This window comes from Rhodospirillum sp. A1_3_36 (assembly GCF_047263945.1).
Lineage (GTDB): Bacteria > Pseudomonadota > Alphaproteobacteria > Rhodospirillales > Rhodospirillaceae > Rhodospirillum.
This window is the reverse complement of sequence record NZ_JBLAVB010000004.1, coordinates 128,702-153,993: the sequence shown is the minus strand read 5'-3', so window position 1 is coordinate 153,993 and position 25,292 is coordinate 128,702. Positions and strand designations below refer to the sequence as shown.

General features: G+C 61.5%; 16 protein-coding genes. 8 read left to right on the top strand and 8 right to left on the bottom strand.

Going from position 1 to position 25,292, the window contains the following annotated elements; all coding sequences use genetic code 11:
* Positions 1 to 188: 188 nt before the first annotated feature.
* From ACLIRY_RS11135 to ACLIRY_RS11120, 4 genes are all read left to right on the top strand, one after another.
* Positions 189 to 2,693: a penicillin-binding protein 1A gene (locus tag ACLIRY_RS11135; RefSeq protein ID WP_413205463.1), complete on the top strand. Its 2,505-nt coding sequence runs from the start codon at positions 189 to 191 to the stop codon at positions 2,691 to 2,693.
* 318 nt (positions 2,694 to 3,011) lie between these two features.
* Positions 3,012 to 4,134, top strand: a protein-coding gene (prfB, locus tag ACLIRY_RS11130) for a peptide chain release factor 2 (RefSeq protein WP_413205462.1) whose coding sequence is annotated in 2 segments (ribosomal slippage) — positions 3,012 to 3,080 and positions 3,082 to 4,134 — 1,122 coding nt in all. Because the reading frame shifts where the segments join, the coding sequence is not laid out codon by codon here.
* Positions 4,135 to 4,174: 40 nt separating this feature from the next.
* Complete coding sequence (locus tag ACLIRY_RS11125) at positions 4,175 to 5,020, top strand: alpha/beta hydrolase (RefSeq protein WP_413205461.1); 846 nt, start codon at positions 4,175 to 4,177, stop codon at positions 5,018 to 5,020.
* Positions 5,021 to 5,035: 15 nt separating this feature from the next.
* The gene (locus ACLIRY_RS11120; protein WP_413205460.1) at positions 5,036 to 5,473 is read left to right on the top strand and encodes a hypothetical protein; all 438 of its coding nucleotides are present in this window, start codon (positions 5,036 to 5,038) and stop codon (positions 5,471 to 5,473) included.
* A 27-nt stretch (positions 5,474 to 5,500) separates the two neighbouring features.
* Here the strand turns inward: ACLIRY_RS11120 and ACLIRY_RS11115 are convergent, their stop codons facing one another.
* The 4 genes from ACLIRY_RS11115 to ACLIRY_RS11100 form a co-directional block, all read right to left on the bottom strand.
* Positions 5,501 to 5,677, bottom strand: a complete 177-nt coding sequence (locus tag ACLIRY_RS11115) for a hypothetical protein (protein ID WP_413205459.1) — start codon at positions 5,675 to 5,677, stop codon at positions 5,501 to 5,503.
* 70 nt (positions 5,678 to 5,747) lie between these two features.
* A complete protein-coding gene (locus ACLIRY_RS11110) occupies positions 5,748 to 6,581 on the bottom strand; it encodes a ferritin-like domain-containing protein (RefSeq protein ID WP_413205458.1) in 834 nt (277 codons plus the stop codon).
* Positions 6,578 to 7,063 carry a thioredoxin-dependent thiol peroxidase gene (bcp, locus tag ACLIRY_RS11105; RefSeq protein WP_413205457.1) on the bottom strand — a complete coding sequence of 162 codons (486 nt, stop codon included), beginning with the start codon at positions 7,061 to 7,063 and terminating at the stop codon, positions 6,578 to 6,580. Before bcp ends, ACLIRY_RS11110 begins: the two co-directional genes overlap by 4 nt.
* Before the next feature lie 17 nt (positions 7,064 to 7,080).
* Complete coding sequence (locus tag ACLIRY_RS11100) at positions 7,081 to 10,152, bottom strand: bifunctional [glutamine synthetase] adenylyltransferase/[glutamine synthetase]-adenylyl-L-tyrosine phosphorylase (RefSeq protein WP_413205456.1); 3,072 nt, start codon at positions 10,150 to 10,152, stop codon at positions 7,081 to 7,083.
* Positions 10,153 to 10,280: 128 nt separating this feature from the next.
* Between ACLIRY_RS11100 and ACLIRY_RS11095 the strand changes: the two genes are divergently transcribed.
* The 3 genes from ACLIRY_RS11095 to ACLIRY_RS11085 all read left to right on the top strand — a co-directional run bounded on the left by ACLIRY_RS11095 (position 10,281) and on the right by ACLIRY_RS11085 (position 16,636).
* Entirely contained in the window at positions 10,281 to 13,604 is a 3,324-nt protein-coding gene (locus tag ACLIRY_RS11095) for an AsmA-like C-terminal domain-containing protein (RefSeq protein ID WP_413205455.1), read from the top strand.
* Between the two features lie 130 nt (positions 13,605 to 13,734).
* Positions 13,735 to 14,127 carry a NifB/NifX family molybdenum-iron cluster-binding protein gene (locus ACLIRY_RS11090; RefSeq protein ID WP_413205454.1) on the top strand — a complete coding sequence of 131 codons (393 nt, stop codon included), beginning with the start codon at positions 13,735 to 13,737 and terminating at the stop codon, positions 14,125 to 14,127.
* 238 nt (positions 14,128 to 14,365) lie between these two features.
* The gene (locus ACLIRY_RS11085) at positions 14,366 to 16,636 is read left to right on the top strand and encodes an NADP-dependent malic enzyme (protein ID WP_413205453.1); all 2,271 of its coding nucleotides are present in this window, start codon (positions 14,366 to 14,368) and stop codon (positions 16,634 to 16,636) included.
* 413 nt (positions 16,637 to 17,049) lie between these two features.
* Here ACLIRY_RS11085 and ACLIRY_RS11080 read toward each other — a convergent pair whose 3' ends face one another.
* The 4 genes from ACLIRY_RS11080 to tyrS all read right to left on the bottom strand — a co-directional run bounded on the left by ACLIRY_RS11080 (position 17,050) and on the right by tyrS (position 23,743).
* Positions 17,050 to 18,051: a substrate-binding domain-containing protein gene (locus tag ACLIRY_RS11080; protein WP_413205452.1), complete on the bottom strand. Its 1,002-nt coding sequence runs from the start codon at positions 18,049 to 18,051 to the stop codon at positions 17,050 to 17,052.
* Positions 18,052 to 18,061: 10 nt separating this feature from the next.
* Positions 18,062 to 19,558: an inorganic phosphate transporter gene (locus ACLIRY_RS11075; RefSeq protein ID WP_413205451.1), complete on the bottom strand. Its 1,497-nt coding sequence runs from the start codon at positions 19,556 to 19,558 to the stop codon at positions 18,062 to 18,064.
* A 126-nt stretch (positions 19,559 to 19,684) separates the two neighbouring features.
* Positions 19,685 to 22,375, bottom strand: a complete 2,691-nt coding sequence (locus ACLIRY_RS11070) for an ATP-binding protein (protein ID WP_413205450.1) — start codon at positions 22,373 to 22,375, stop codon at positions 19,685 to 19,687.
* A 117-nt stretch (positions 22,376 to 22,492) separates the two neighbouring features.
* Positions 22,493 to 23,743: a tyrosine--tRNA ligase gene (tyrS, locus tag ACLIRY_RS11065; protein ID WP_413205449.1), complete on the bottom strand. Its 1,251-nt coding sequence runs from the start codon at positions 23,741 to 23,743 to the stop codon at positions 22,493 to 22,495.
* 288 nt (positions 23,744 to 24,031) lie between these two features.
* Here tyrS and ACLIRY_RS11060 point away from each other — a divergent pair, with 288 nt between their 5' ends.
* Complete coding sequence (locus tag ACLIRY_RS11060; protein ID WP_413205448.1) at positions 24,032 to 25,261, top strand: anhydro-N-acetylmuramic acid kinase; 1,230 nt, start codon at positions 24,032 to 24,034, stop codon at positions 25,259 to 25,261.
* Positions 25,262 to 25,292 lie beyond the last annotated feature (31 nt).

Below are 25,292 nucleotides of genomic sequence, written 5' to 3'. Positions count from 1 at the left end.
CTAGGGTGAAGGTCATTGGATCGCCATGATCCTGGGCCAAGGTTGCTACGTCGGGGACGGGGCGTCTGCGGCGGCGCGGCCTGTCTGGCCCGTCAGAATCAACGGACTCGGTGAGCATGCGAATCGGCGAACCTGCCAAAAGGAAGTGACACCGTGCTTGAAGGGGTGGTTATGTGGGTCGTGGACCGATGATAAAAATACTGGTGTCGCTGGTCATGATGACCATGGTGGGTGGGGCTGGTGGCGCCACTTACCTTTATGACAAATACGGGGATGATCTTCCCGATTACACGGCTCTGGCCAATTACGCTCCGGCCATCACCACTCGGGTATTGGCCGGTGACGGGCGTTTGATGGCGGAATATGCCATCGAACAGCGGGTCTATGTGCCGATTGCTGCGATCCCTCAAAGGGTGCGCAATGCCTTCCTGTCCGCCGAGGACAAATCCTTCTACACCCATCCGGGAGTCGATTTCGTCGGCCTTTTTCGGGCGATTCTGACCAACCTGAAGAACTACGGGTCCGGTCGGCGCCCCGTCGGCGCATCGACCATTACCCAGCAGGTGGCGAAGAACTTTTTGCTTACAAGCGAAGTCTCGATCGAGCGGAAGATCAAGGAGGCCATTCTGGCCTTCCGGATCGAGGACGCTTTCACCAAGGACCACATTCTCGAACTCTATTTGAACGAGATCTATCTGGGTTTCGGGTCCTATGGCGTGGCCGCTGCGGCTTTGAACTACTTCAACAAGGGTCTGGATGAACTGACCATTGGCGAGACCGCCTTCCTGGCTGCTTTGCCCAAGGCGCCGAACAATTACAACCCCATCAAGAAGCCCGAGGCCGCCAAGGCCCGGCGCGATTGGGTGGTCGATCGCATGCTCGAAGACGGGCATATCACGGCGGAAGAGGCCGAGGCGGCCAAGGCTGAGCCGATCACCGTGCACAAGCGGGGCGAGGCCCAGGTGGTCCACAACGCCGAATTCTTCTCCGAGGAAGTGCGTCGCCAACTCAGTGCCCAATATGGCGAGGAAGCTCTGTACAAGGGGGGGATGTATGTGCGGACAACGCTGGATCCCCGGCTGCAGAACCTTGCGACGAAGGCCTTGCGTGATGGGCTTATCGCCTATGATCGCCGCCATGGCTGGCGGGGACCGGTCACTTCCATCGGTGCGGTTGAGAACTGGAAGACCCTGCTGCCGGATATCGCCACACCTGAGGGTGCGCCCGAGGATTGGCGGCTGGCGGTGATCTTGCGCCTGGACAAGGGCGAGGCCAAGGTGGGGACCGCAGACGGGTATGGCGGCTCCATTCCCATGAAGGAAATGAGCTGGGCGCGCCGCTGGATCGAGGGGCAACGGTTCGGCAATGCGCCCAAGAGGCCTTCGGATGTCCTGGAGGTCGGGGATGTGGTCCTGGTGGAGCCGGTGCTGAAGGACGACAAGGGCAAGGACTTGCCTGCGGGGACTTACGCGCTGCGCCAGATGCCGGATATTGAGGGTGCTCTTGTTGCCATGGATCCCCATACGGGCCGCGTATTGGCCATGGTCGGCGGGTTCTCCCCCAAGCGCAGTGAATTCAACCGGGCGACACAGGCCAAACGCCAGCCCGGGTCTGCCTTTAAGCCCTTCGTCTATCTGGCGGCCTTGGATCACGGGTACACCCCGGCCACCATCATTCTGGATGCGCCCTTTGTCTACGATCCGGGCCCAGGTCAACCCTTATGGAAGCCGAAGAACTATTCGGGTCGGTTTTATGGGCCCTCGACCCTGCGCATGGGTATTGAGAAATCCCGGAACCTCATGACCGTGCGTCTGGCGAACGCGGTTGGCATGGATGTGGTCGCTGAGTATGCGGAGAAGTTCGGAGTGGTCAAAACCATGCCCCGGTTCCTGGCGGCGTCCTTGGGGGCGGTGGAAACTACGGTCATGGACCTGACGACAGCCTATGCGATGCTGGTCAACGGCGGGCGACGGATTGAGCCCACCCTGTTGGACCGTATCCAAGACCGGACGGGCAAGACCATCTACCGTCACGATCACCGGGAATGCGATGCCTGCGAGGCCGTCCAATGGACGGGCCAAGGGTTGCCTAGTATTCCCGATGATCGGGAAATCATGACCGACCCCCTGTCCGCATATCAGATGGTGTCTATTCTGCAAGGTGTGGTGCAGCGGGGCACGGGGACTCGGGTTCAGGCCGTGGGCAAAACGGTTGCAGGCAAGACGGGAACATCCAACGACAGTCTTGATACCTGGTTTATGGGGTTCTCGCCGGATCTGGTCTGTGGTGTGTTCGTCGGCTTCGACGTCCCGCGCACCCTGGGCAACCACGAGGCGGGATCCACGGCGGCGGCACCCATTTTCACCGCCTTCATGAAGGAAGCTCTGGCCGATAAACCCGACATCCCCTTCCGGGCGCCCGACGGCATCAAGTTTGTGCGGATTGACCGGCTGACGGGCCAGCGCAGCTCCAGCACGGAAAACTCGATTATGGAGGCCTTCAAGCCGGGGACTGTCCCTTCTGTGGCCTCTGCCTCCTATGTGATCGATGGGTCTGCGGTTCCCATGGGGGATTTCGGAAGCTTCCAGCAGAGCGGAGATCCCGCAACGGGCGCCTTCTCCTCACCTGCTGGAGGCGCCCCCTTCCAACCCAGTGGCGGTGGTGCGGCGCCAAGCGCGGGCGGATTGTATTAAGGTCCCGTGCATAAATGAGGACCCTGGGCGAGAAAGTAGCGCTCAGGGTCTTGGTCGGATGCGGAAACGCTCTTTTGCCGTTACGGGGCAAAAAAATGGGGGTTTGGGGGCATCGGCCCCAAAATGGGTTTGGGCGATAGCCCAAAAAGGCACGAGACACTGTCATGTCCTATGACAAGGAACCACTCGGGCGGACGGGCGCGGGGTGAGCGAAGTCACCGGATTGGCTGCCAGTCATTTCCCCGTCTGGACAGGAGGCGTCGAGTGGGGCACTTTACGCGACCCTATTACCCCGAAACATGGGAAGGACGACACGCGATGCGCGCGGAATGTCAAACCCTGGTCGATGAGATCAAGCAGTCCATGGCACTGCTGAGGAGGCATCTTTGACTGGGATAACGCCCTTAGACGCCTGGACGAACTGAACGCCCTGTCCGAGGATCCAAACCTCTGGAACAACGCCGAGAAAGCCCAAAAGCTGATGCGCGAACGCACGCATCTGGAAGGCTCGATCAACGGCTATCGGGCCCTCGCAACCGAGATGGAAGACGCTATCGGTCTGATCGAGCTGGGCGAGGAAGAGGACGATACGGAAACCGTGGATGAAGGCGAGGCCCTGCTGAAGACCATCGCTGCCACGGCGCGGAAGCGGGAATTGGAAAGCCTGCTGTCGGGCGAGGCCGATAGCAATGATGCCTATCTGGAGGTGCACGCCGGTGCCGGTGGGACTGAAGCCCAGGACTGGGCCCAGATCCTGTTGCGGATGTATAGCCGATGGGCGGAAGCGCACGGCTATAAGGTGGAGTACCTGGAAGAAAGCGAAGGCGAAGAAGCCGGTATCAAGTCGGTGACCGTCAAGGTGACCGGACACAATGCCTATGGCTGGTTGAAAACCGAAAGCGGTGTGCATCGGTTGGTGCGGATCAGTCCGTTCGACAGTTCTGCCAGGCGGCACACCAGCTTTTCCTCGGTCTGGGTCTACCCTGTGATCGACGATGCCATCGAGATCGACATTCAGGAGAAGGATTGTCGGATCGACACATATCGGGCCTCGGGAGCCGGTGGTCAGCACGTGAACCGGACCGATAGCGCCGTGCGCATTACCCACATTCCTACCGGGGTGGTGGTGCAATGCCAATCGGAACGCTCCCAGCACCAGAACCGAGCCCATTGCTGGAACATGTTGAAGGCGCGGTTGTACGAACGGGAATTGAGGCTGCGTGAGGAAAAGGCCCAGGCCCTGGAAGACACCAAAAGCGATATCGGTTGGGGGCATCAGATTCGGTCCTACGTCCTGCAGCCCTATCAGATGGTCAAGGACCTGCGGACGGCGGTGGAGACCTCCGACACTCAGGGGGTTCTCGACGGGGATCTGGATGCGTTTATGGCCGCGTCTCTGGCGTCCAAGATCAGTGGAGCGGACGAGCAGGGCGCGGCGTGATGGTCAGGCCTGTTCTGGGTGGCTCCGAGGACCAGGGCCGATGAGTGCGGTCCTGGTCAAAGGAGTCCTATGGGGCGCTCTGGGGCTCGGGCTCCTTTGGCTTGTTCTGGCCGCTTTCATGTACTTTTTTCAACGGAAGTTGCAGTACAGCCCCCCACCGGGCCCCTTGCCAAGCCCGGAAGAGGCTGGTCTGCCAGAGGTCTCGCCCGTGACCCTTCGCACGGAAGATGGCCTGGATCTGGTTGCTTGGTACCGGGCGGCTTCAGCGGGGGCGCCCACGGTTATTCTCTTCCATGGCAATGCCGGGCATCTCGGTGACCGGGCGACCAAAGCACGCTTTTTCCTGGATGCTGGATTGGGGGTGCTTCTGGTGGAATGGCGGGGTTTCGCGGGAAATCCTGGCAATCCGTCGGAGGCGGGTCTGCTGGCCGATGGTCGGGCGGCGCTCTCCTTCTTGCGGAGCCAGGGCCTGTCGCCCGACCACTGGGTGTTTTATGGGGAAAGTCTCGGCTCCGGCGTGGCTTTCCAGCTGGCCGCAGAGGAACCGGGCCCCGTCGCTATTGTAACCGAGGGGGCCTTTACAAGTGCGGTTGACGTGGGGAGTCGCCGATACCCGCTGTTTCCCGTCCGGTTGCTGATGAGGGATCGTTTCTCGTCCCTGGATATTTTGCCAAGTTTGTCCATGCCGCTTCTTGTTCTTCATGGACAACAGGATAAAGTGGTTCCTCCAGACATGGGGAAGCGCCTCGCTGAGGTCTTCCCGGGTCCCGTGGAGACCTTCTTTCCAAGCGAGGGGAGGCATGTGGACCTGTTCGACCATGGGGCCGGCCCCATCATGGAGGCGTTTTTGAAGCGTTATGTACCGATGGGGAGGCCGAACCGATAAAGGGGGGAGAAAGGCATGACCGTTGAAATGCGTCGTCTGGTCTTCTCGGACGCTGAGGTGATTCAGGCTATCAATGAAGGGTTGAAGGTGGAGTGGTCCAAAATCCAGGTGGAAATGGACAGGCGCCGGTCCATGGGTAAGGTGGAAAGCCTGGATGGTGGGGGAACAGTGCTCTCTTTGGCCATGACCTGTGATGATCCTCTGGACTTTAAGGCCAAGATCAAATCCCAAAGGGGGGCGATCACGGAACGGGAGTTTTCCTCGACCGAGATGATACGCCTGTTGATCGCCCATTGTCGGATCCACAAGATCCCCCTGGCCCGGGTGGCCAAGAAAGCCCTGCGTAAGGCTAAGGTTGGCTACGCCCTGGACCTGACCATCCGGAAATGGTCCACGGACGCCCCAGACGGTGAGGGGGGAGTGATTGTGTCTAGAGTGCCCCGAGATCCTTAGAATGAGAGTGAAATGGCGATCAAGAGATCAATCTTTGCTGTCGCGTAGGGGATAGGTGGCCACATCAACTGCCGTTTCCACCACGGTGCCGGTGACATCAACGGCGGTGCCGACCACCGCCATGGGAACCTCGACAACGGCGCAGGCCGAGAGCAAAAGCGCACCGACCAAAGTGGTGGGCAGGAAAACGGCGATCGCGCGCATGTCGTGGACTCCGGATAGGGCTGGTGTTCGGGCACTCTAGAATCGAAGAGGTTAACGGCACCTTACCAGATTATACCCCTTGGGCGAGCGGCTCGTACCAGTCCCGGGGGAAACCCGCCTCGGTCCTGGCATCGTGGTTGAAGGGGGGCTTGAGCCCGCCCGGATAATAGGTTGCCAGTTGAGCGCAAAAGGCCTTTGCGGGATCCAGCCCCCGTCTGTCGCAGAGCCAGGAGAACCAGCGGGCCCCCGCCGCGACGTGTCGGATTTCGTCATGGTAGATGGTGGAGAGGATGGCGATCAAATCCGGATCGGTTCCGACCCGTTGCATGCGGTCCAAGGTCGCCGGAGTGGTATCCAGGCCCCGGGCCTCGTGGGTGAGCGGGACGATGGCCAACCGGGCCAGCAGGTCATGGGCGGTCTTCTCCGCCGCCTGCCATAGGCCGTCATGGGCGGGCAGGTCGCCATAGCGGGCCCCCAAGCGCCCCAAATAGTCCGAGAGAAGTTCGAAATGCAGGGCTTCGTCTACGGCTACGGCGATCCAGTCGCGAAGAAAGGCTTCGGGCGGATCCTCTCCGGGGTAGCGGGCGACGATGTCCCAGGCCAGATCGATGGCGTTCAATTCGATATGGCAGACGGCATGGATCAGCCCCACCAGGTTTTTCGGTCCGGTGGAGCGGCGGGGCATCTTGGAGGGCGGCAGCAATTCGGGCCGGAGGGGGCGGGCAGGCCGGTCGGGTGGCATGACCTGTGCCTCACCCTCCAGACGAAGGGGGCGGTCCGCCCAGGCCGCCGCAACGGTGCGGGTGAGGGCGACCTTCTCGACCGGGTCGGCTGTGGTCAGGATGGCGCAGGCCCCTTCGGCGAGGGACGCCTGCGCACCGTCTTGGGGAGGGATGGGGCTCAAGGCCGAGAGTCCAGATCCTTGGCGGCTTCGAGAACAGCTTCCACATGGCCTTTGACGCGAACCTTGCGCCAGACCTGGGCGATTGTTCCATCCTTATCGATGAGAAAGGTGCTCCGTTCGATGCCCATGTATTCCCGACCGTAGTTCTTCTTGAGCACCCAGACTCCATAGGCTTCACAGCAGGTGCCTTCGGTATCGCTGACGAGGGTGAAGGTCAGCTCCTGCTTGGCTTTAAAATTGTCGTGGCTTTTGACGCTGTCCTTGGAGACGCCGACAATTTCCATCCCCAGGGCGGCGAAGTCGTCCGTCCGATCGCGAAAGTCCTGGGCCTCGGTGGTGCAGCCCGGGGTGCTGTCCTTGGGGTAGAAATAGAGCACCACGGCCTTATCCCGGGGAAAGGACAGGGACAGGGTCTCTCCGCCGTCTGTGGGCAGGGTGAAGCCGGGGGCGGTATCGCCGACATCGGGGGCGGTGGTGGTCATCGGTTGGGATCTCCCACTTATTCAGGTGTGTCGTCAGCTGTCTTGTCAGGCCTTTGGGATCCGTCGGACCCAGTGGAAGCCTCTGTCTCGGCCTCTGCTTCCGCTCGGGCTTTGGCCTCTGCGGCAGCGGCTTTGGCCTCTGCTGCGGCTTCGCCGACGATCTTGTCGAACAGCGCTCGGGTCCGGGCGGCGTCGGCCTCCATTTGGGTCTTCAGGGCCTCGAAGTCACCCTGTCCCATGGATTTGGCGAGTTTTGTCCGGAGACCCGGCGTCAGGTCCTCTTCCCGGGGTTGCCCGGCGATGGAATGGCGCAGGGTCGCCTGAAGCCCGAGGTTGCGCCGGTGCTGCTGGCGCAGGAATCCGGCATCGGTGGGGTCCAGGTACCCAGCTTCGGCCAGGCGGGCCAGGGCGTCCACGGTTTCAGCCGACAGAACGCCGGGGGTGTCATGGGCATGGCGGAGCTGCAAATATTGGGCGATGAAATCCACGTCCACAAGGCCGCCTCGGGTCAGCTTGACGTCCCAGGGGCTGGCCGGGGGTTTGTCCCGGTCCATGCGCGCGCGCATGTCCGCAACATCAATGGCCAGTTTGCCCGGATCCCTGGGCTTGGCGAGGGTGGCCCGGATGACTCCCTCGATCCGGGCCTGAAGCTCGGGTGGGCCTGTGATCACCCGGGCCCGGGTCAAGGCCTGATGCTCCCAGGTCCAGGCGGCTTCTGACTGATAACGGCGAAAGGCTTCCAGGCTGGTTGCCAGCGGTCCCTTGTTGCCCGAGGGGCGCAGGCGCATGTCGACTTCGTACAGGGCCCCCTCGGCGGTCAGGGCGGTGATGGCGTTGATGATGCGCTGGGTCAGGCGAATGTAATAGGCGGTCACCGCCAGGGGGCGGTCGCCGGTGGAGCCTTCGCTATCGGGCGGGGTGTCGTACACGACGATCAGGTCCAGGTCTGACGTGGCGGTCATTTCCCGGCTGCCCAGTTTGCCGAGCGCGATCACTGCCACGGACCCATCGGGGATCTCGCCGTGGTGGGTGGCAAATTCTGCCTCCACCTGGGGCACCAGACGGGACAGGGCGAGGTCGGCCACGTCCGATAGACTTTGCCCGGCTTGCTCCGGTCCCAGCATCCCGCGGAGGGCCAATAGGCCGATGACAAAGCGCAGATCGTTGGCCCACCGGCGCACCAGATCCAAGGTGTCTTCGAACACGACCGCGTCGGCCATCAGGGAGTCCAGGCTTTGGGCCATGTCGTGGCGGCTGGGGGCGGCGTCGAAGAAACCGGGAGTCAGAACCGCATCCATCAGCTTGGGGTTGCGGGCCAAATGTTCGGAAAGGCGCGGGGCATCTCCCATGATCTCCGCCAGCAGGTCCAGCAGGTCTGGATTGCTCTGGAACAGGGTGAAAAGCTGCACCCCCGTTGGCAGTTTTTTCAAAAATGAATCGAAACGGTTCAGCGCGGTGTCTGGCTGGGCGGTGTGGGAGAGGTGGTCGAGCAGGGTGGGGACCAGCTCTGTCAGGCGCTCTCGCGCCCGGTTCGAGCGGGTGGCGTTATAGCGGCCATGCTGCCAGCCCCGGATGGTGGCAGAAACACCCTCCGGGTTCTTGAAGCCCATGGTTTTCAGCGTCTCGATGGTTTCCGGATCGTCTTCGCCTCCGGTGAAGACCAGATTGCCTTCGCAGGACAGACTGGGGGAATCCTCGAACAGGTGGGCGTAATGGCGTTCCACGGTTTCCAGGGCGCGGGTGACGGTGCGGGCCAGGGCCGCAGAGTCCGGTTCTCCCATGAACAGGGCGAGCAGGGTCAGGCGATCCGGATCCTTGGGCAGGGTCTGGGTCTGTTCGTCGTCGATCATTTGCAGGCGGTGTTCCAGGGTCCGCAGGTAGCGGTAGGCCTGGGCCATTTCGGATGCGGTTTCAGGTGGGACCAACCCGGCCCGGACCAGATCGACCAGGGCCTGAAGGGTGCGTTTTGAGCGCAGGCGGGGATCCCGCCCCCCCCAGATGAGTTGCTGGGTCTGGGCGAAGAACTCGATTTCCCGGATGCCACCCCGGCCCAGCTTGATGTTATGGCCGATCACACCCACCCGGGCGCCACCCTTGGCGGCGTGGATCTGCCGCTTGATCGAATGAATGTCCTGGATGGCGTTGAAATCCAGGTACTTCCGCCAGACGAAGGGACGCAGATGGGTCAGCAGGGCCTCGGCGGCGACATCGTCTCCGCCAACGGGGCGGGCCTTGATCATGGCCGCCCGCTCCCAATTCTGCCCCATGGTCTCGTAATAGATTTCGGCGGCTTCGGTGGAGATGGCCACGGCGGTGGAGCCCGGGTCCGGGCGGAGGCGCAGGTCCGTTCTGAAAACGTAACCATCCGCCGTGCGCTCTTCCATGATCCGCACCAGATCGCGGACCAGGGCGATGTAGCATTCCTTGAGGCTCCGTTTGCCCCGGTAGTCGCCCTTTTCGGCATCGTAAAAAACGATCAGATCGATGTCGGAAGAATAATTAAGCTCCCGCCCACCCAGTTTTCCCATGCCGAGTACGAAAAAGCCGCTGTTCCGCTCCGGATCGTCCGGGTGGCGGAGGACAAGGTCGCCGCTGTCGTGCCGGGCGCGCAACAGATGAGCCACGGCCAGACGCAGGGTGCCTTCGGCCAGATCGGAGAGGGCTTCGGTGACCTGCTCGACGGTCCAGACCTTGGCAATGTCGGCCAGCGCGATGGTCAGCGCAGCGCGGCGTTTGGCGATGCGCAGGACGCGCATCAAAGTGGTCTGGTTCGGCGCTGCGCGGCTCTCCCTTTGCGCCTCGCCCATTAACTGGGCGAAGGCCATGTCGGGACCCGTGCGGGCAAGGCGGGAGAGGAACTGGGGCTCCTTCAATAGGGCTGCGGACAGATAGGGGCTATTGCCGAAAACAGCCGACAGGAGGGCTTTTCCGTCTGGGTCTTCCAGGAAGGCGCGGGCGAAGTCCGCCGTCTCCGGGGTGTCCTGGTTTGCGGCGATGTCCCGCCAGCGGCCCAAGCCCAAATTGAGCCGATCCGAGTCCGCAGGCAGGGGAAGGGGACAATTCCGTCCCGGAAAAATGAACTCCTGCATTTCCTCACCGTTGTTTTCACGGCACACTGTGCCATAGGACGGGGTCCGTCAAGGACGGTGGTCCCCTTCTGAAACGCGCGATGGCAGAAGCCTGGGGGAGGAGGGATCTTCCTTCAAGGGATAAGCTCGTGTCCTGGTACAACAAGGAAATCCATTTGGTTCATGGCGGTGTACGGTATCTTTTCCGAGTCATCGGGTCGGTGGCCCTGTTGGTGCTCGCCGCATGCGCTTTTTTGGCTTGGCGGTTGGAACAGGGCCCCCTGTTTCTGGACTTTCTGACCCCGCAGATCGAAGATGCCCTGAATCGGGCCGGTCTTCCCGTACATTTGCGGGTGGGGGGGACCGAAGTGACCTGGGCAGGGTGGGAGCGGGCCCTGGATGTCCGCGCCATCGACGTCAGTCTGGAAACCCCGGATGGGGCCATGATTTCCGAAGTTCCGGAGATCTCCATATCCGTCTCGGGAGCGTCCCTGATCAAAGGGGAGCTGATTGTTCACTCCCTTGAGATCCTGCGTCCTTCTCTGACCCTGGTTCGCCTGCCCGATGGACGCGTCTCCTTCGGTGGAGATCCTGTGCCCTTGCCACTGGCGTTGCCGGGGATCGAACCAAAGTCCGGCGCTAGCTCTGAACCAGAGGCCCCATCCCCATCTCTCTCCTCACCCTCTGAGGACATCCTGGATCTTGTCGTGACGTTGGATTGGATCGCTGAGGTTCTCTCCCAGCAGACCGGCGGGACGGTAGCGGAGGTTCGGTTGACCGATGCATCGGTCACAGTTGAGGACATGGTGCTGGGCGCGCGGCTGCTTTTCCCCCGGGTCAACGCGATGCTGTCCTCCCGGGGGACCCGTTTGACCATGACCATGGGGGCTCATCTGGCGCTGCCAGAGGCCCGACCCCGGTTCGATATTGCATTGACCCATGAGCGGGGAGCCGCCGAGGCTCAGGCGATCCTGAGTTTTTCCGGCCTTGATCCCAGGCAGGTGGCCAAGGTTGTGCCGGGGATGTCCGACAATGGGATGATTGATGCCTCCCTGTCCGGCAGAGTAACGGGAACCCTGGATCTGGCCGCCCTGACCGGCGAGGACCCCCGGCAGGGCGTCAAGGGGCTGGACTTTGAGCTGACTGCGCGGGATGCCTATCTGACCCTGCCTGCCGCAGCGAGGACCACTTACCACATGGCCGAGGTTGTCCTGGCAGGGCATGCCGGGGCCGCTTTGTCTGATGTGTCTTTGGACCAACTCTCCATCGACCTGGGGGATGCGGTGATTGAGGGCTCGGCAGAAGGCCATGGCCTGTTCGGCGCGCCCAGTCTACGGATGACCACCAGCCTCGTTGGCTTGAATGTGGAGGATTTGAAGCGTTATTGGCCCCGGGACGTGGCCGATGGCGCCCGCGAATGGATCGCCCAGAACCTGTCTGAGGGAACCATCCAGCAGGCGGATTTCCAATTCGACTTCCAGGGAGCCTCCCTGAGCGATCTGGACATCAAAGGCATGCGGGGATATGCGCTGGTTGATGACATGGCCGTGGACTACCGGGCACCCCTGCCCCCCCTGGACCATGTCACCGGCGAGATCACCTTTGGACTGGACGGCATCGGCATTGATGTGGAGGCCGGTCGGATCCGGGGATACGAGGATCTGGAGGTGGTCTCCGGCTCCGTGAACTTCGTCGACTTTTCCAAACCGGTCCAGCGTGCCGAGATCATGGTCAAAGCAGCGGGATCCCTGGCCAGCGTTCTGGCGGTGATTGACCATGATCCCTTGAATTACGCCAGGGTGGTGGGCATCGAACCGGCCAAGGCCATCGGGTCGGTGACGACGGATCTGGCCTTTGACTTCCCCTTGCTGAAAGACCTGAGCTTCGAACAGGTCGACGTGACCGTTGCGGCACAGTTGCAGGATGCGGGGCTGGCGGATTTGGTTTTCGGTCATGATCTGGAGAAGGGGCGCCTGACCCTGAATCTGACCAAGGCGGGTATGGATGTGTCCGGGACGGCCCTGGTGTCGAAGGTCCCTGCGGCCTTGACCTGGCGGGAGAATTTCGCCGATGCGGATTTCCAGTCCAAGTACCAGGTCAAGACAACCCTGGACGATGCCCAGCGGGCGGTGTTCGACCTGGATACGGCCCTGTTCCAGCCCCCCTATATGACTGGTCCGGCCGGTGTGGATTTGGTCTATACCCGCTATTCCGGGGGACGGGATGAATTGACAGCCACCCTTGATCTTGCGGGCGTGGCCATGGCGCTGGATCTGATGGATTGGAGCAAGCCCGCCGGTGTGCCGGGGCAGGCCAAGCTGAAGGGGTATTTTTCCAAGACTGACGCTGCGATCGATTTTACCGCAGATGTTGATCCCGGCTTGAAGGCCGTCGGGACAGTCCGTCTCGATCCCAAGACCGGTGCCGCAGAGCGGCTGGCTCTCTCCACCCTTTCGATGGATAAGAGCTGGGTGAAGGGAGAAATGGTCTTCGGGGGGGCACAGGGGGTGGAAGTTCGGGTGGACGATGGCGTGCTCGACCTGCGTCCGATGCTGAAGAGGCGGAAGAAAGACAAAGAGGCCCGCCTTGCCGGAGATCCCGCAGTCTCGGAGTCACGGGACAATGACTCAATGCCCCCCCTGATCCTGGATATGACTCTGCGTGAGGTTTGGCTGGGGGATACGACGGTTTTGGAGAATCTGGTTGGCCGGATGGATCGCGATGCGGTTCTCTGGCGCCATATTTTTGTGGATACCGGGCTGCGCGATGGCCCGCCCTTGGCCCTGCGCCTGGGTCCGGCCCTGGAGGGACGGGAAGGGCGGGAGTTCAGCCTGACCGCGGGGGATGCGGGAAGCCTGTTGCGTGCTGTAGGGGCGTTGGATACGATTGATGGGGGGGCGCTGGCCGTCAGCGGGCGGTTGGACGATCAGGGAACCGCCACAGGGCAGGCGGTGGTGTCCTCTTTCCACCTGAAGGATGCTCCGGTCCTCGCCCAGGTGCTGTCCTTTGCGGGGCTGACCGGGATCCTCGACGTTTTGGGTGGGAATGGCATTTCCTTTACCGAATTCAATATGCCTTTTGTTTACACGGACCCGGCTTTGCACTTCACGGATGCCCGGGCCTATGGCAATGCCCTGGGGCTTACGGCTTCGGGGGTCTTGAACCTGGACACCATGAATGTTGACATGGAAGGAACGCTGGTTCCCGCTTACGCCATCAACAGCCTTTTGGGCCACATTCCGGTTCTGGGCGACATTATTCTGGGCGGCAAGGGGCAGGGGTTGTTCGGAGTGAATTACTCGGTTCGAGGGAGCATCGAAGACCCCCGGATCTTGGTTAATCCGCTTTCGGCCCTGACACCGGGCTTCCTGCGGGGCATTTTCGGTATTTTTGACCGACCTGAGCAGACGGCCCCTGAGCAGACGGCCCCTGAGCAGACGGCCACGGAAAAGGTCCGCCCCGGCGATGGCTGACGTCAGGGCAGGACATGAACCCGAAGGCCCTGCGGCCGCTCCCCTTTTCCCGCCCCGGATCCAGGTTTATAAGGGAAAGGGAGGGATCGGGGGATTCCTGGGGAAGCAGAGGACAGAAGGGGAGTCCGCCATGCGTTATGCCGTTGCCACCGACAAGGACTATGCCACGGTTTCCGGTCACGCAGGCCAAAGTCGCCGCTGGCTGGTCTACGATATGGAGCCGGGTGCGGATGCCGCGCCCCAGGAGGTCCGGCGGGTCGAGCTGGAGAAGCTGCAGGTGTTCCACCATTTCAAGGACGACGGTCCCCACCCGCTGGAAGATGTCCAGGTGGTTATCGCCGCCAATTCTGGCGAGGGGTTTGTCCGGCGGATGCAAAAACGCGGCGTGGACGCGGTGATGACTGCGGAACGCGACCCCGTCAAGGCCGTGTCTGACCATGCCGCCGCACATCTCTCCCCGGCCAAACCTCGGCCCATCATGGGGTTGGTCTGCAAGGTTAGGGATCTGTTCAGCGAGCATTAGGTTGGTGTAATTTAAGGAGCGGGAATGTTTTTTTTAATCTCTCTCAGCACCAATCCTTTTCCCATAATGCAAGAATAGACGTGAATTCCGACTCCCTACACAGGGGCGGACGTCTTATGCTGTGGACCCTCATAGAGACCGGGGAGAAAACCGGCCTATCACACCAGGACGGCAAACAAGCCGCCGGTAATAATAGACGCACGACCGCACGCACGATATCCGAGAGGAAACAGACTCTATGCCCCAGTCGTTCGATGACCGCGCCTTGGCCTATCATGCTGAGCCGCGGCCCGGTAAACTTCAGATCACGCCGACCAAACCGCTGGCTACCCAGCGCGACCTGTCCCTGGCCTATTCGCCGGGTGTGGCAGCGGCCTCCCGCGCCATCGCTGCGGATCCCAACGAGGCGGCACGCCTTACCATCCGGGGCAATCTGGTGGCGGTTGTCACCAATGGCTCTGCGGTGCTGGGCCTGGGCAACATTGGCCCCCTGGCAGCCAAGCCGGTGATGGAGGGCAAGGCGGTCCTGTTCAAGAAGTTCGCCGACATAGACGTCTTCGACATCGAGATCAAATCCGACGATCCGGACCACATGGTGGAGGTCATTGCCGCTCTGGAGCCCACCTTCGGCGGCATCAACCTGGAAGACATCAAAGCCCCCGAATGTTTTATCGTCGAGAAGAAGCTGCGGGAGCGCATGAACATCCCCGTCTTCCATGATGACCAACATGGTACGGCCATTGTCGTCTCCGCCGCCATTCTCAATGGGCTGCGGCTGGTGGGCAAATCCATGGAGGAGATCCGGATCGTTTCCACCGGCGGCGGGGCTGCGGGTATTGCCTGCCTGAACCTGCTCTGCGCCATGGGCGTGAAGAAGGAAAACATCGTTCTCGTGGACCATCTGGGCGTTATCCACCAGGGCCGGAACGAGGAGATGACGGCGGAGAAGAAGGACTATGCGACGGCGCAGGCCTGTCGCACCCTGAAGGAAGCCATGGTGGGCGCTGATGTCTTCCTTGGCCTGTCCGCGCCGAATATCGTCAACGAGGAGATGGTCGGGTCAATGGCCGACAAGCCAATGATCCTCGCGCTTGCTAATCCGACGCCGGAGGCCGACCCGGAGATGGTGCGGCGGCGGCGGCCCGATGCGATCATGGCCACGGGGCGGTCGGACTACCCCAATCAGGTGAACAACGTCCTCTGCTTCCCCTTCCTGTTCCGCGGAGCTCTGGATGTGGGCGCCTCGGCAATCACCGAGGAAATGAAGATGGCCTGTGTGCGGGCCATCGCCGATTTGGCCCATCGGGAAGGGTCGGACGTGGTCTCTGCAGCCTATGGGGGGCAGCAGAATGTCTTCGGTCCCGATTACCTGATTCCCAAGCCCTTCGATCCGCGGTTGATCGCCGAGGTCGCTCCCGCCGTGGCCCAGGCGGCCATGGATTGTGGCGTGGCCTCCCGCCCCATCGCCGATATGGAAGTCTACCGGGAGAAGTTGAACCAGTTCGTCTTCCGCTCCGGCCTGATCATGAAGCCCATCGTCGAGGCAGCCCAGCGCAACACGCCGCCCAAGCGCGTGGTCTTCGCCGAGGGCGAACAGGAAAGCGTGCTCTACGCCATCAAGGCGATCAAGGACGAGCGGTTGGCCCAGCCCATCCTGGTGGGGCGTCCCAGTGTCATCGATATGCGCCTGAAAAAGCTGGGTCTCCCCTTGCGTGCCGGGGACGACTTCGAGGTGGTCAATCCCGAGGATGACACCCGCTACCAGGAGTTCTGGTCCGCCTACCACCACAAAATGGAGCGCCGGGGCGTGTCTCCGGATGCGGCGCGTACGGTAATGCGCACCAATACCACGGCGATTGCCTCAATGATGGTGGACCTGGGCTATGCCGACGCCATGCTCTGCGGGACCTATGGCCATTACCAATGGCACTTGCGTCATGTGAAGGACATTATTGGTCTTGCCCCCGGGGTGCGCGATGTTTCAGCCTTGTCCCTGCTGATCACGGAAAAGGGCTCGTTGTTCATGGCCGACACCTATGTCAGCCAGGACCCCAACGCCGAGGACATTGTCGAGATGTCCATGCTGGCCGTGGAGCAGATCCGGCGCTTCGGCATAGAGCCCAAGGTTGCCTTGCTCTCCCATGCCAATTTCGGTGATTCCGAGGCTCCGTCGGCCCAGAAAATGCGCAAGGCTCTGGCCCTGCTGCGGGCTGAATACCCGGAGTTGGAAGCCGAGGGTGAGATGCACGCCGATGCGGCCCTGAACGAGGAGATTCGCCTGCGGATCTTCCCAAACAGTCGCCTGAAGGGAGCGGCGAATTTGCTGGTCATGCCAAATTTGGACGCCTCCAACATCGCCTTTACCATGACCAAGGTGATGGCCGATGGTCTGGCGGTTGGCCCCTTGCTTCTGGGCTGCGCCAAGCCGGTGCATATCCTGTCGCCGTCCGCTTCGGCGAGGGGGATTTTCAACATGTGTGCCATCGCAGCGGTGCAGGCGGGCGATTAGAGTGATCTTAGTGAAATGGGATCAGCTTGGAACAAGCAGGCCCATTTCACTCTCATTGTATAGATTTTAGAGTGTCTTCGAGGCCAAGTTGGGCCAAGAAGTGGCCAAACTTGATCTCGGAGCACTCTAACTAGGGTGTGGAAAAACTCATTTGTCGACATTTCCGCGTGCGGGGGAATGTCGAGTATTCTTTAACTTTGGAGCGGCATAGACACAGTGCACGACAGTGACTCGTCTTTTTTGGGCGATTGCCCAAGCCCATTTGGGGGCTAATGCCCCCAAATCCCCATTTTTCTTTTACAAATATGCCCCCGAGGGCTGGGGCCTTTCGGCCAATAATCCCTGGGGTCTGGGGCCTTTCGGCCCCAGTCTCGCCAAAGAGGGGGAGGACGGGGCAAAGCCCCGTGAGATGTTTACCAATCCGCCGGAATAAGCCCCAGGAAGGTCAGGTAACCCTCTGGTCCAATGGCTTCTTTGCTGGTGAATTGTTTGACGAATTGCGCCATGCCGGGCACCAGGGGCAGGTGGGCTTTCTTGATGTACAGGTACAGGGAGCGGGTCAAGGGGTAGGTTCCCGTCGCGATGGTTTCCGGCGTCGGAAGGACGCCCTCCAGGGAGACGGCAGAGAGCAGATGTTCGTTCCGCGCCAGGGTGGAGTATCCGATGAAGCCCAAGGCCTTGGGGTCGTTGACGAGCCGTCGGACCAGCATTTCATCATCCTCGCCCGCTTCCACATAAGCGGAGTCTTCACGGAAATGACGGCAGAGGGCGGTTTGCTTGTCCGAGGGGAGGTCCCGGGCCATGGGGAAGGATCGGCAACCCGGCTCCATCACAATATCAGCCAGGACGTCCCGGGTGCCGGAGGTCGGCGGGGGACCATAGACTTTGATGGGCAAGGCGGGCAAGTGAGGGGATACATCCGACCACAGGGCATTGGGGTTGGCCACGGCCTTCCAGTCCTGGGGAATATGGTCGGCCAGGGCCAGCCACAGCTCCCGCCGGGTCAGGTTGCCGAAATTGGTGTTCCAAGAGCGGGCTAGAACGATGGCTCCCCGGCCCAGAAAGACCTCCTGGATGTCGGTGACCTCGTTATTGGTGCAGAGGGTACGCTCTTCCTCGGTGATGGGGCGGGACGCGGTGACCACGTCCGGTGTCTCCAACCCAATCCCTGCGCAGAACTGGGCAAAGCCACCGCCCGTTCCCGTGGCTTCCACCAGGGGAGCCTTGAAGTCGGACATGCGCGAAACCCGCTCGGCCACGGCAGTGGCGAGGGGGAAGACGGAGGAGGAGCCGACGATCAAGGCCTGATCCCGTACCGACGCCTCCGCCCGGAGGGGGCTCTCCGCCACCAGAGCCACCAAGAAAAGGGCAAGGGCGGTGGTGGTGGCGGTTCTGATCGTGCTGCGTGGGATCATGGGCAGGGGCTCACTCTGGAAACTGGGACAGCAGAAGATATAACCCAGCCGATAGCAGGGCCGCCATCGGAACCGTGACGATCCAGGCCGCAGCGATGGTCGACATATGCTGTCGCCGCACCAAGCGCCGCTTTTCCAGTTTGCGGGCAAGGGCCGGATGGGTATCCGGGCGGACTTTGCCTGCCGCCCGGGCCAGGGCAAGAACCGGTGTGCGGTTGACAAGATATTCCCGCAAGAAGCCAACGCCGAAGATTGCCCCCACGGCAATATGGGTGGAACTGACCGGCAGGCCCAGCCAGGAGGCAGCCAAAACGGTGATGGCCGCAGAGAGGGCGACGCAGAACGCCCTGGCTTGGTCCAGCTTGGTGATCTTCTCGCCCACGGTTCGGATCAGCTTGGGGCCGAAAAGGAACAGGCCTGCGGAAATACCCGCAGCGCCCACCACCAGGATCCAGGGCGGCAAGACGACCGCAGAGGACACGCCACCCCCGTTCAGGGCATTGACGATGGCGGCCAGGGGGCCGACGGCGTTGGCGACGTCATTGGCCCCATGGGCGAAGGACAACAGGGCAGAGGAAAAGATCAAGGCATGGGTGAACAATCCACTCACGGCCTTGCGCCGGTTTTCCAGACCGATGGTCTTGCGTCGGATGACGGGCCGCATCAAGGCCCAGGTGCCGAAGAAAAGAGCCAAACCGATAAAGGGAGGCACCCAAGGGGCGGGCTTGAAGATATGCTTCAGTCCCTTGGTGACCAGGTACATGCCAAAGGCGCCAGCCATGACGCCCATCAACAGGGGAATCCATTTGCGGGCCGCCGTGACGCGGTCCTCCTGGAACAGAATGGCCCGCTTTACGAAGTACAGAATCATCGCAGCGACGATGCCGCCCAGGATCGGAGAAATCACCCAGCTTGCGGCGATGGCACCCATGGTCGGCCAGCTGACCACGCCGAAACCCGCTGCGGCTATTCCTCCGCCCATGACCCCGCCGACAATGGCATGGGTGGTGGATACCGGGGCGTTCAAGATAGTGGCGAGGTTGATCCAAAGGGCTGCGGCCAACAGAGCGGAAATCATAATCCGGGTGAATGTGGTCGGGTCGGCAACCATGGCCGGATCAATGATCCCCTTGGAGATGGTCGAGACCACGTCGCCCCCGGCCAGGATCGCACCCGCCGCCTCGCAGGTGGCGGCGATCAACAGAGCCCCCGCCATGGTCAGGGCGCGGGATCCGACTGCGGGCCCCATGTTGTTGGCGACGTCATTGGCGCCGATGTTCAGGGCCATATAGCTGCCGACCACAGCCGAAAGGATCAGGTAGCTGCGCCCGGGACTTTCCCCGAATGTGGTCGCGGTAAAGACCCAGACCAATCCCAGGAACAGGACGCCCAGACCCAGGCCGATGGCCGGACGTCCCGTGACGGTGAGGGCAGATTCAATGGCGGAGAACCGTTTGAGATCCTTATGGAGCTTCTTCAGGTTCGGGGGGGTGGGATCGGCGGACATGGACTCCTCAACGTGGCTCGCGGTTCGGATGGCGGTGCGCCGCGCGGGCAGTCTTGGGAGACTCTGTCATAAAAGTGAAGCAAAAATGCAAACAAGATGTAATATTTTGGGTGGCCTGGAACGGGATCAGGGAGAGTCAGATACTTCTTTTTGACTTCTATTGGTATGTTTCGCCAAGGCTTCGGTCAATCTGGCTCGGGTCACGGGTTTGGACAGATAGCCATCCATGCCGCTGAGCATGGCAGCCTCCACATCGCTTTTGGTGGCATTTGCCGTCATGGCCACGATGGGCAGGCGTGCCGCAGGGCCGGATTTCAGCCGAATCTGGCGGGTGGCCTCGTACCCGTCCATTTCCGGCATTTGTACATCCATGAAAACGATATCGAAGATTTTTTGGTCAAGGATAGTGACGGCTTCCTGTCCATTGAATACGCAAGTGACCCGGTGGCCAAGCTTTCCAAGCAATCCTTCGGCGACTTGCCGGTTGATCTCGTTGTCTTCGACGACCAGGACATCCAGGGTGGTTGGTTGATCGACCAGGTTTTCAGCGATCTCCTTCCGCGATTCACTGCGCGCCTCCTCCAGTTGTAATTCGAACCAAAAGAGGCTTCCTGCCCCGGGCCAGCTGTCAAAGCCCATCTCCCCGCCCATGAGGGTGACAAGGCGCTTGCAGATGGCCAAACCGAGGCCGCTGCCGCCATATCGGCGGGCGGTGGAGGGGGAGGCTTGGGAAAAATTTTGGAACAACCGGTCGTGGTCGGTTTGGGCAATGCCGATTCCCGTGTCTTGAACCTCGAATCGGTACCGATCGGCGTCCTGTCGGATCAGCCGCAAGGTCACTGACCCCGTATTGGTAAATTTTACCCCATTGCTGGCCAGGTTCAACAGGACTTGGCGCAAACGCCCTTCGTCGCCCATAACCTGGGGCAGGGGGGCAGCGGGCAAGACCTGCAAGACGTTGACACCTTTTTCCCTCGCTTTTCCGTCCAATAGGCTGCGGACGCTGTCCACGAGGGTGGCGGGGTTGAAGGCCAATCGCTCCAGCTCCAGGCGCCCGGCCTCTATCTTGGAAAGGTCCAGGATATCATTGATGATTGCCAAAAGGGCCAGGGCAGACTCCGTAATGGTCTTGGCATATTTTGTCTGAGCTCGGTCCAGGGGGGTATCCAGGAGCAATTCGGCCATGCCGATGACCCCGTTCAGGGGGGTGCGCAATTCATGGCTCATGGTCGCCAGGAAGTCGGTCTTCGCCTGATTGGCCGTTTCCGCCAATTCTATGGCTCCGCGCAGCTCTTGCTCCCGCTTGATCTGGTCGGAAATGTCCCGCATGACTGCCGTGAAAAGCCGTTGACCCCGCTCATCCGTCCCGCCAACTTCGCTGATGGCCAGGGACATGGGGAAGCGGGACCCGTCCTTTCGACGCGCGTCCACTTGGCGGCTCCTATTCATGATCTCCGATGTTCCAAGTGACAGATATCGGGTGAGATGTTTTGGATGGTTGGCCACGTCCTCTCCGGTCATGAGAATGGTGACGGGCTGGCCTATAATTTCTGCTTCCGTGTATCCAAAGATCTCCTGGGCTGCGAGGTTGAAGGTCTCGATTCGGCCCGTTTGGTCGATGACGATCAAACCGTCCACCATGGTGTCGATGATGCTGCTCAGGCGGGCTTCTTTGGAGGTTAAATCCTTGGTGCGGCTGCGGATCACGTCCTCAAGGGATTCATTGAGGGAGCGCAGCTCCCGTTCCGCCCGGACCTGGGCCGTGACGTCAGAGGCATAGATGTTGACGTAGCCCCCAAGCGGGACGGGAACTGCTTGAATGGTGTGGATCCTCTGTCCAAAGGCGGCTTCCGAGCTCCGGATTGTGCCTCCCGCAGCGGTGGAGCCCACCAAGTCAGTGATAATCCGGTTGGGCAGCCCGGCTTCGTCCAGGAAGCCCTTCTGCTCGCGGGCCGCGTCGTTGGCATAGAGGAGTGTGCCGTCGAAACGGCATCGCATCACGGGGTTCGGGTTTTCTCCGGGAAAACGGGCCAGCGCTTCGACTTCCGCCATGCTGGCCGTGACCCGGTCACGGGTGTCTTCCACGGCCCGGAAAACGTCGCCTAACTCGTCATTCCGGAGGAGGTGTCGCGGCGGGACGTTCACTCTCTTCCCTGGGCCGTCACCCCCAGTCTCCCCCGCAGTCCCCCCCGCAGTCCCCCCCCCAGTCCCATTGGGGCGCAAATCGCCCAGCACTTGGCGCAGGTCCATCAAGGGCAAGAGGACCAGGCGACCGATCACGGTCATGGTCACCAAGGTAACGAAGGCGGCGATGAGGACAATCATCCCAACCATGCGCCCCACATAGGCCTGCATGGCCGCCGGGATCTCCCCTGCGTCCAGGCGCAGGATAAGGAGACGGGGTGGATCCGGGGTTTCGCGTAAGGCTATGGCCAGATCGATGCGACCCAACGTCCCCAATCCAATCCGTCTGATCCCCGGCTTGGTCATGATTGAGGGTGGGTCACCCGCGATAGCCAGGGGCTTGCCGTTCAGGGCCAGTGCGGCGCCAAGAATGTGATTGCTTTCCACAAGCGCGGCGAGGCGGGGGTGCCAGTCGATGATGTCGGAAAGCGGCAGAGCGATGGCCGTTTTCCCCAGGGCTTCGCCCAGGGACACCAATTCTGAAACCATATCCTTTTCCCGGCTGAGATAGGACGGGACAAGCATGAGGATCTCAATGAAAACCATACCCATAAAGACGGCCAGGGTCAGCCTTCTGCTTAGGGTGGAGCGCAGGCCCTGCGCGAAACTGTTCTTTAGGGTTGATTGCACCATGATTCTCCGGCTTTTCGTCCTGCCGACCGGGAAGGCAGAGGCAACTATAGCACTCTCGCCGGGGGAATCATGGGGTCAATCAATGGTACTGCCGGAACGACAATGGCTTTCTTGCCCCTATATCGGCTTGACCATGGCATGGCGCTTCTTGCCTGCGCTCAGTTTGATGGCGCCATCTTTCAGGTTGGCTTCCGTCAACGAGAGGGTGGGGTCGGTTACGATGTCGTCGTTGACCTTCGCTCCCTTTTCGGCGACGAGTCGTTTGACATCCTTGCCGCTCTTGGCCAAGCCCGTCGCCCGCATCATGTCCACCAGCGACAGGCCAGCCTTCAAGTCGGCCAGGGAAACCTCCACGGTGGGCAGGTCCCCTCCGGCGCCGCCCTGTTCGAACACGGTCTTTGCCGTCTCGGCCGCGGCCAGGGCGGCCGCTTCCCCATGGGCAAGGCTGGTGGCCAAATGGGCGAGGATCTTTTTCGCTTCGTTGATTTCCGAGCCGCCCAGGGCTTCCAGGCGAGCCACTTCATCCAGGGGTATCTCGGTGAACAGGCGCAGGAAGCGGCCCACATCGGCGTCTTCGGTATTGCGCCAGAACTGCCAGTAGTCGTAGGCGGACAAACGGTCGGCATTCAGCCAGACGGCGCCCTGGGCGGTCTTGCCCATCTTGGCGCCCGATGCCGTGGTGATCAGCGGGCTGGTCAGGCCGAAAACCTCAATGCTCTCCACCCGGCGGGCCAGTTCAACACCGTTGACGATATTGCCCCACTGGTCAGAGCCGCCCATCTGTAGGCGGACCCCGTTGCGCCGGGCCAGTTCCATGAAGTCATAGGCCTGGAGGATCATGTAGTTGAATTCCAGGAACGACAGCGATTGCTCCCGGTCCAGGCGCAGTTTGACGGAATCGAAGCTGAGCATCCGGTTAATCGAGAAATGCTGGCCGATATCCCGCAGGAAGGGGATATAGGCCAAACCGTCGAGCCAATCGGCATTATTGACCATACGTGCGTCGGTCGGCCCTTCGCCAAAGGTGATGAACCGGTCGAAGACCTTGCGGATACCTGCCATGTTCTCGGCGATGGTCTCGTCGGTCATGAGTTGGCGCGCCTCGTCCCGGAAGGAGGGATCGCCAATGCGCGAGGTGCCGCCACCCATCAGAACAACCGGCTGGTGCCCCGTTTTTTGGAACCACCGTAGCAACATGATTTGGATCAGGCTGCCCACATGGAGGCTGTTGGCGGTGCAGTCGAAGCCGATGTAAGCGGAAACGGGGTCCTTGGACAGAAGGCCGTCCAGAGCCTCCAGGTCGGTGCACTGGTGAATGAAGCCGCGGTCCCGAATGACCGTGAGGAAGTCTGACTTGAGCGCGGTCATGGGTCGCTCCGCTCCTTATCTTGGCCCGGTGGGCCTTTGTGTCTTGCCCATACGGGCCTCTGTGAAACGCGCCATCCACGCCAATCCAGAGGGAGACCGAATTCGAACCGATCTGTCCCAAGATGACTTGCGCGAAGGGGGGCTCGTTTAGCACACTGCCGAGTAAGGAACAATTCCCCGTACTTCTCGATGGGGGGCTTTCTGTTTCCGGCCTTGGTCTTCGGTTCGGCTTTGACCAGGATCTCGCGCTCCCGAAAAGTGTGGAACACATTGCAAAGGACGATGCCCATGCCTCAGACCGTCACCCGAGATGTGCGCGATAGCACAGGTCCCATTTGGGCCTTGGGTTTGATGAGTGGCACGAGTATGGACGGGGTCGATGCCGCATTCGTGCGCACCGATGGCGAAGTCATTGTCGAGACTGGCCCTGCTTTGACGCTTCCCTATGAGTCCGAAACCCGCGAGGCCATTCGGCGTCTGCTCGGGACGCCGCCGGGGCGCTCCCGGGGCGCGGTGGCGACCCTGGAACATAATCTGACCCTCGCGCATTTGCGGGCCATCGACCTGTTGCGCCAACAGGCTCCCATGACGCCAGAGGTGATTGGTTTCCATGGCCATACCCTTTGGCATGATCCCGCCAACCGGGTCACGGTTCAGATCGGCGATGGCGCCCTGTTGGCTGCGATGACGGGGGTCCCCGTAGTCAATGATTTTCGTTCCCGGGACGTGGCGCAGGGTGGACAGGGCGCACCGCTGGCTCCGGCCTGCCATGCGGCCTTGGTGCAAGGACTCCCAAAGGATGCGTCGGGCGATCCGGTTGGAGAGCGGGGACTGGCCGTGCTCAATCTGGGGGGGGTGGGCAATGTCACCTGGGTCCCCTCCCGCGTCGGTGCGGGGGCGAACCAGCCGCCTGTGGCCTTCGATACGGGGCCGGGGAATGCCCTGATCGATGACTGGGTTGAAGCCCGCTTGGGCCAGCCCATGGACAAGGACGGGGCGCTGGCAGCCCAGGGGACCGTTGATCCCGTGGTTCTTGCAGCTTTGCTCGATCATCCCTATTTCCGCCAGCCCGCACCCAAATCCTTGGATCGGGACGCTTTTTCCCTGGAGCCCCTGGCCGGTTTGTCCGATGCCGATGGCGCGGCCACGCTGGTGGCCTTCACCGCTGAAAGCGTCGCCCGGTCCCTTGTCTGGTTTCCCGATGGGCCGCGCCGCTGGCTCGTCTGCGGCGGCGGGCGTCGCAATCCGGTCCTGATGGCCGCCTTGGAAAAGAGCTTGAACGCGGCGATGACAGAGTCGAAGGAGGCCGCGGTCGGGAAGGTCGTTACTGTTGCCCCTGTGGAGACCGTGGGGTGGGATGGAGACGCTTTGGAAGCCCAGGCCTTTGGGCTGCTGGCCGTCCGGTCTTTACGCAACCTGCCGCTCAGCTGGCCCACCACCACGGGCTGTCCTGCGCCCATGACAGGGGGGGTGTTCTGGGCGCCGCCTGTGGGGAGCGAGGCTGTCGCAGGTCCCTGATCAACTGCGAGGTTTCCGGTTCTCGCGTGCT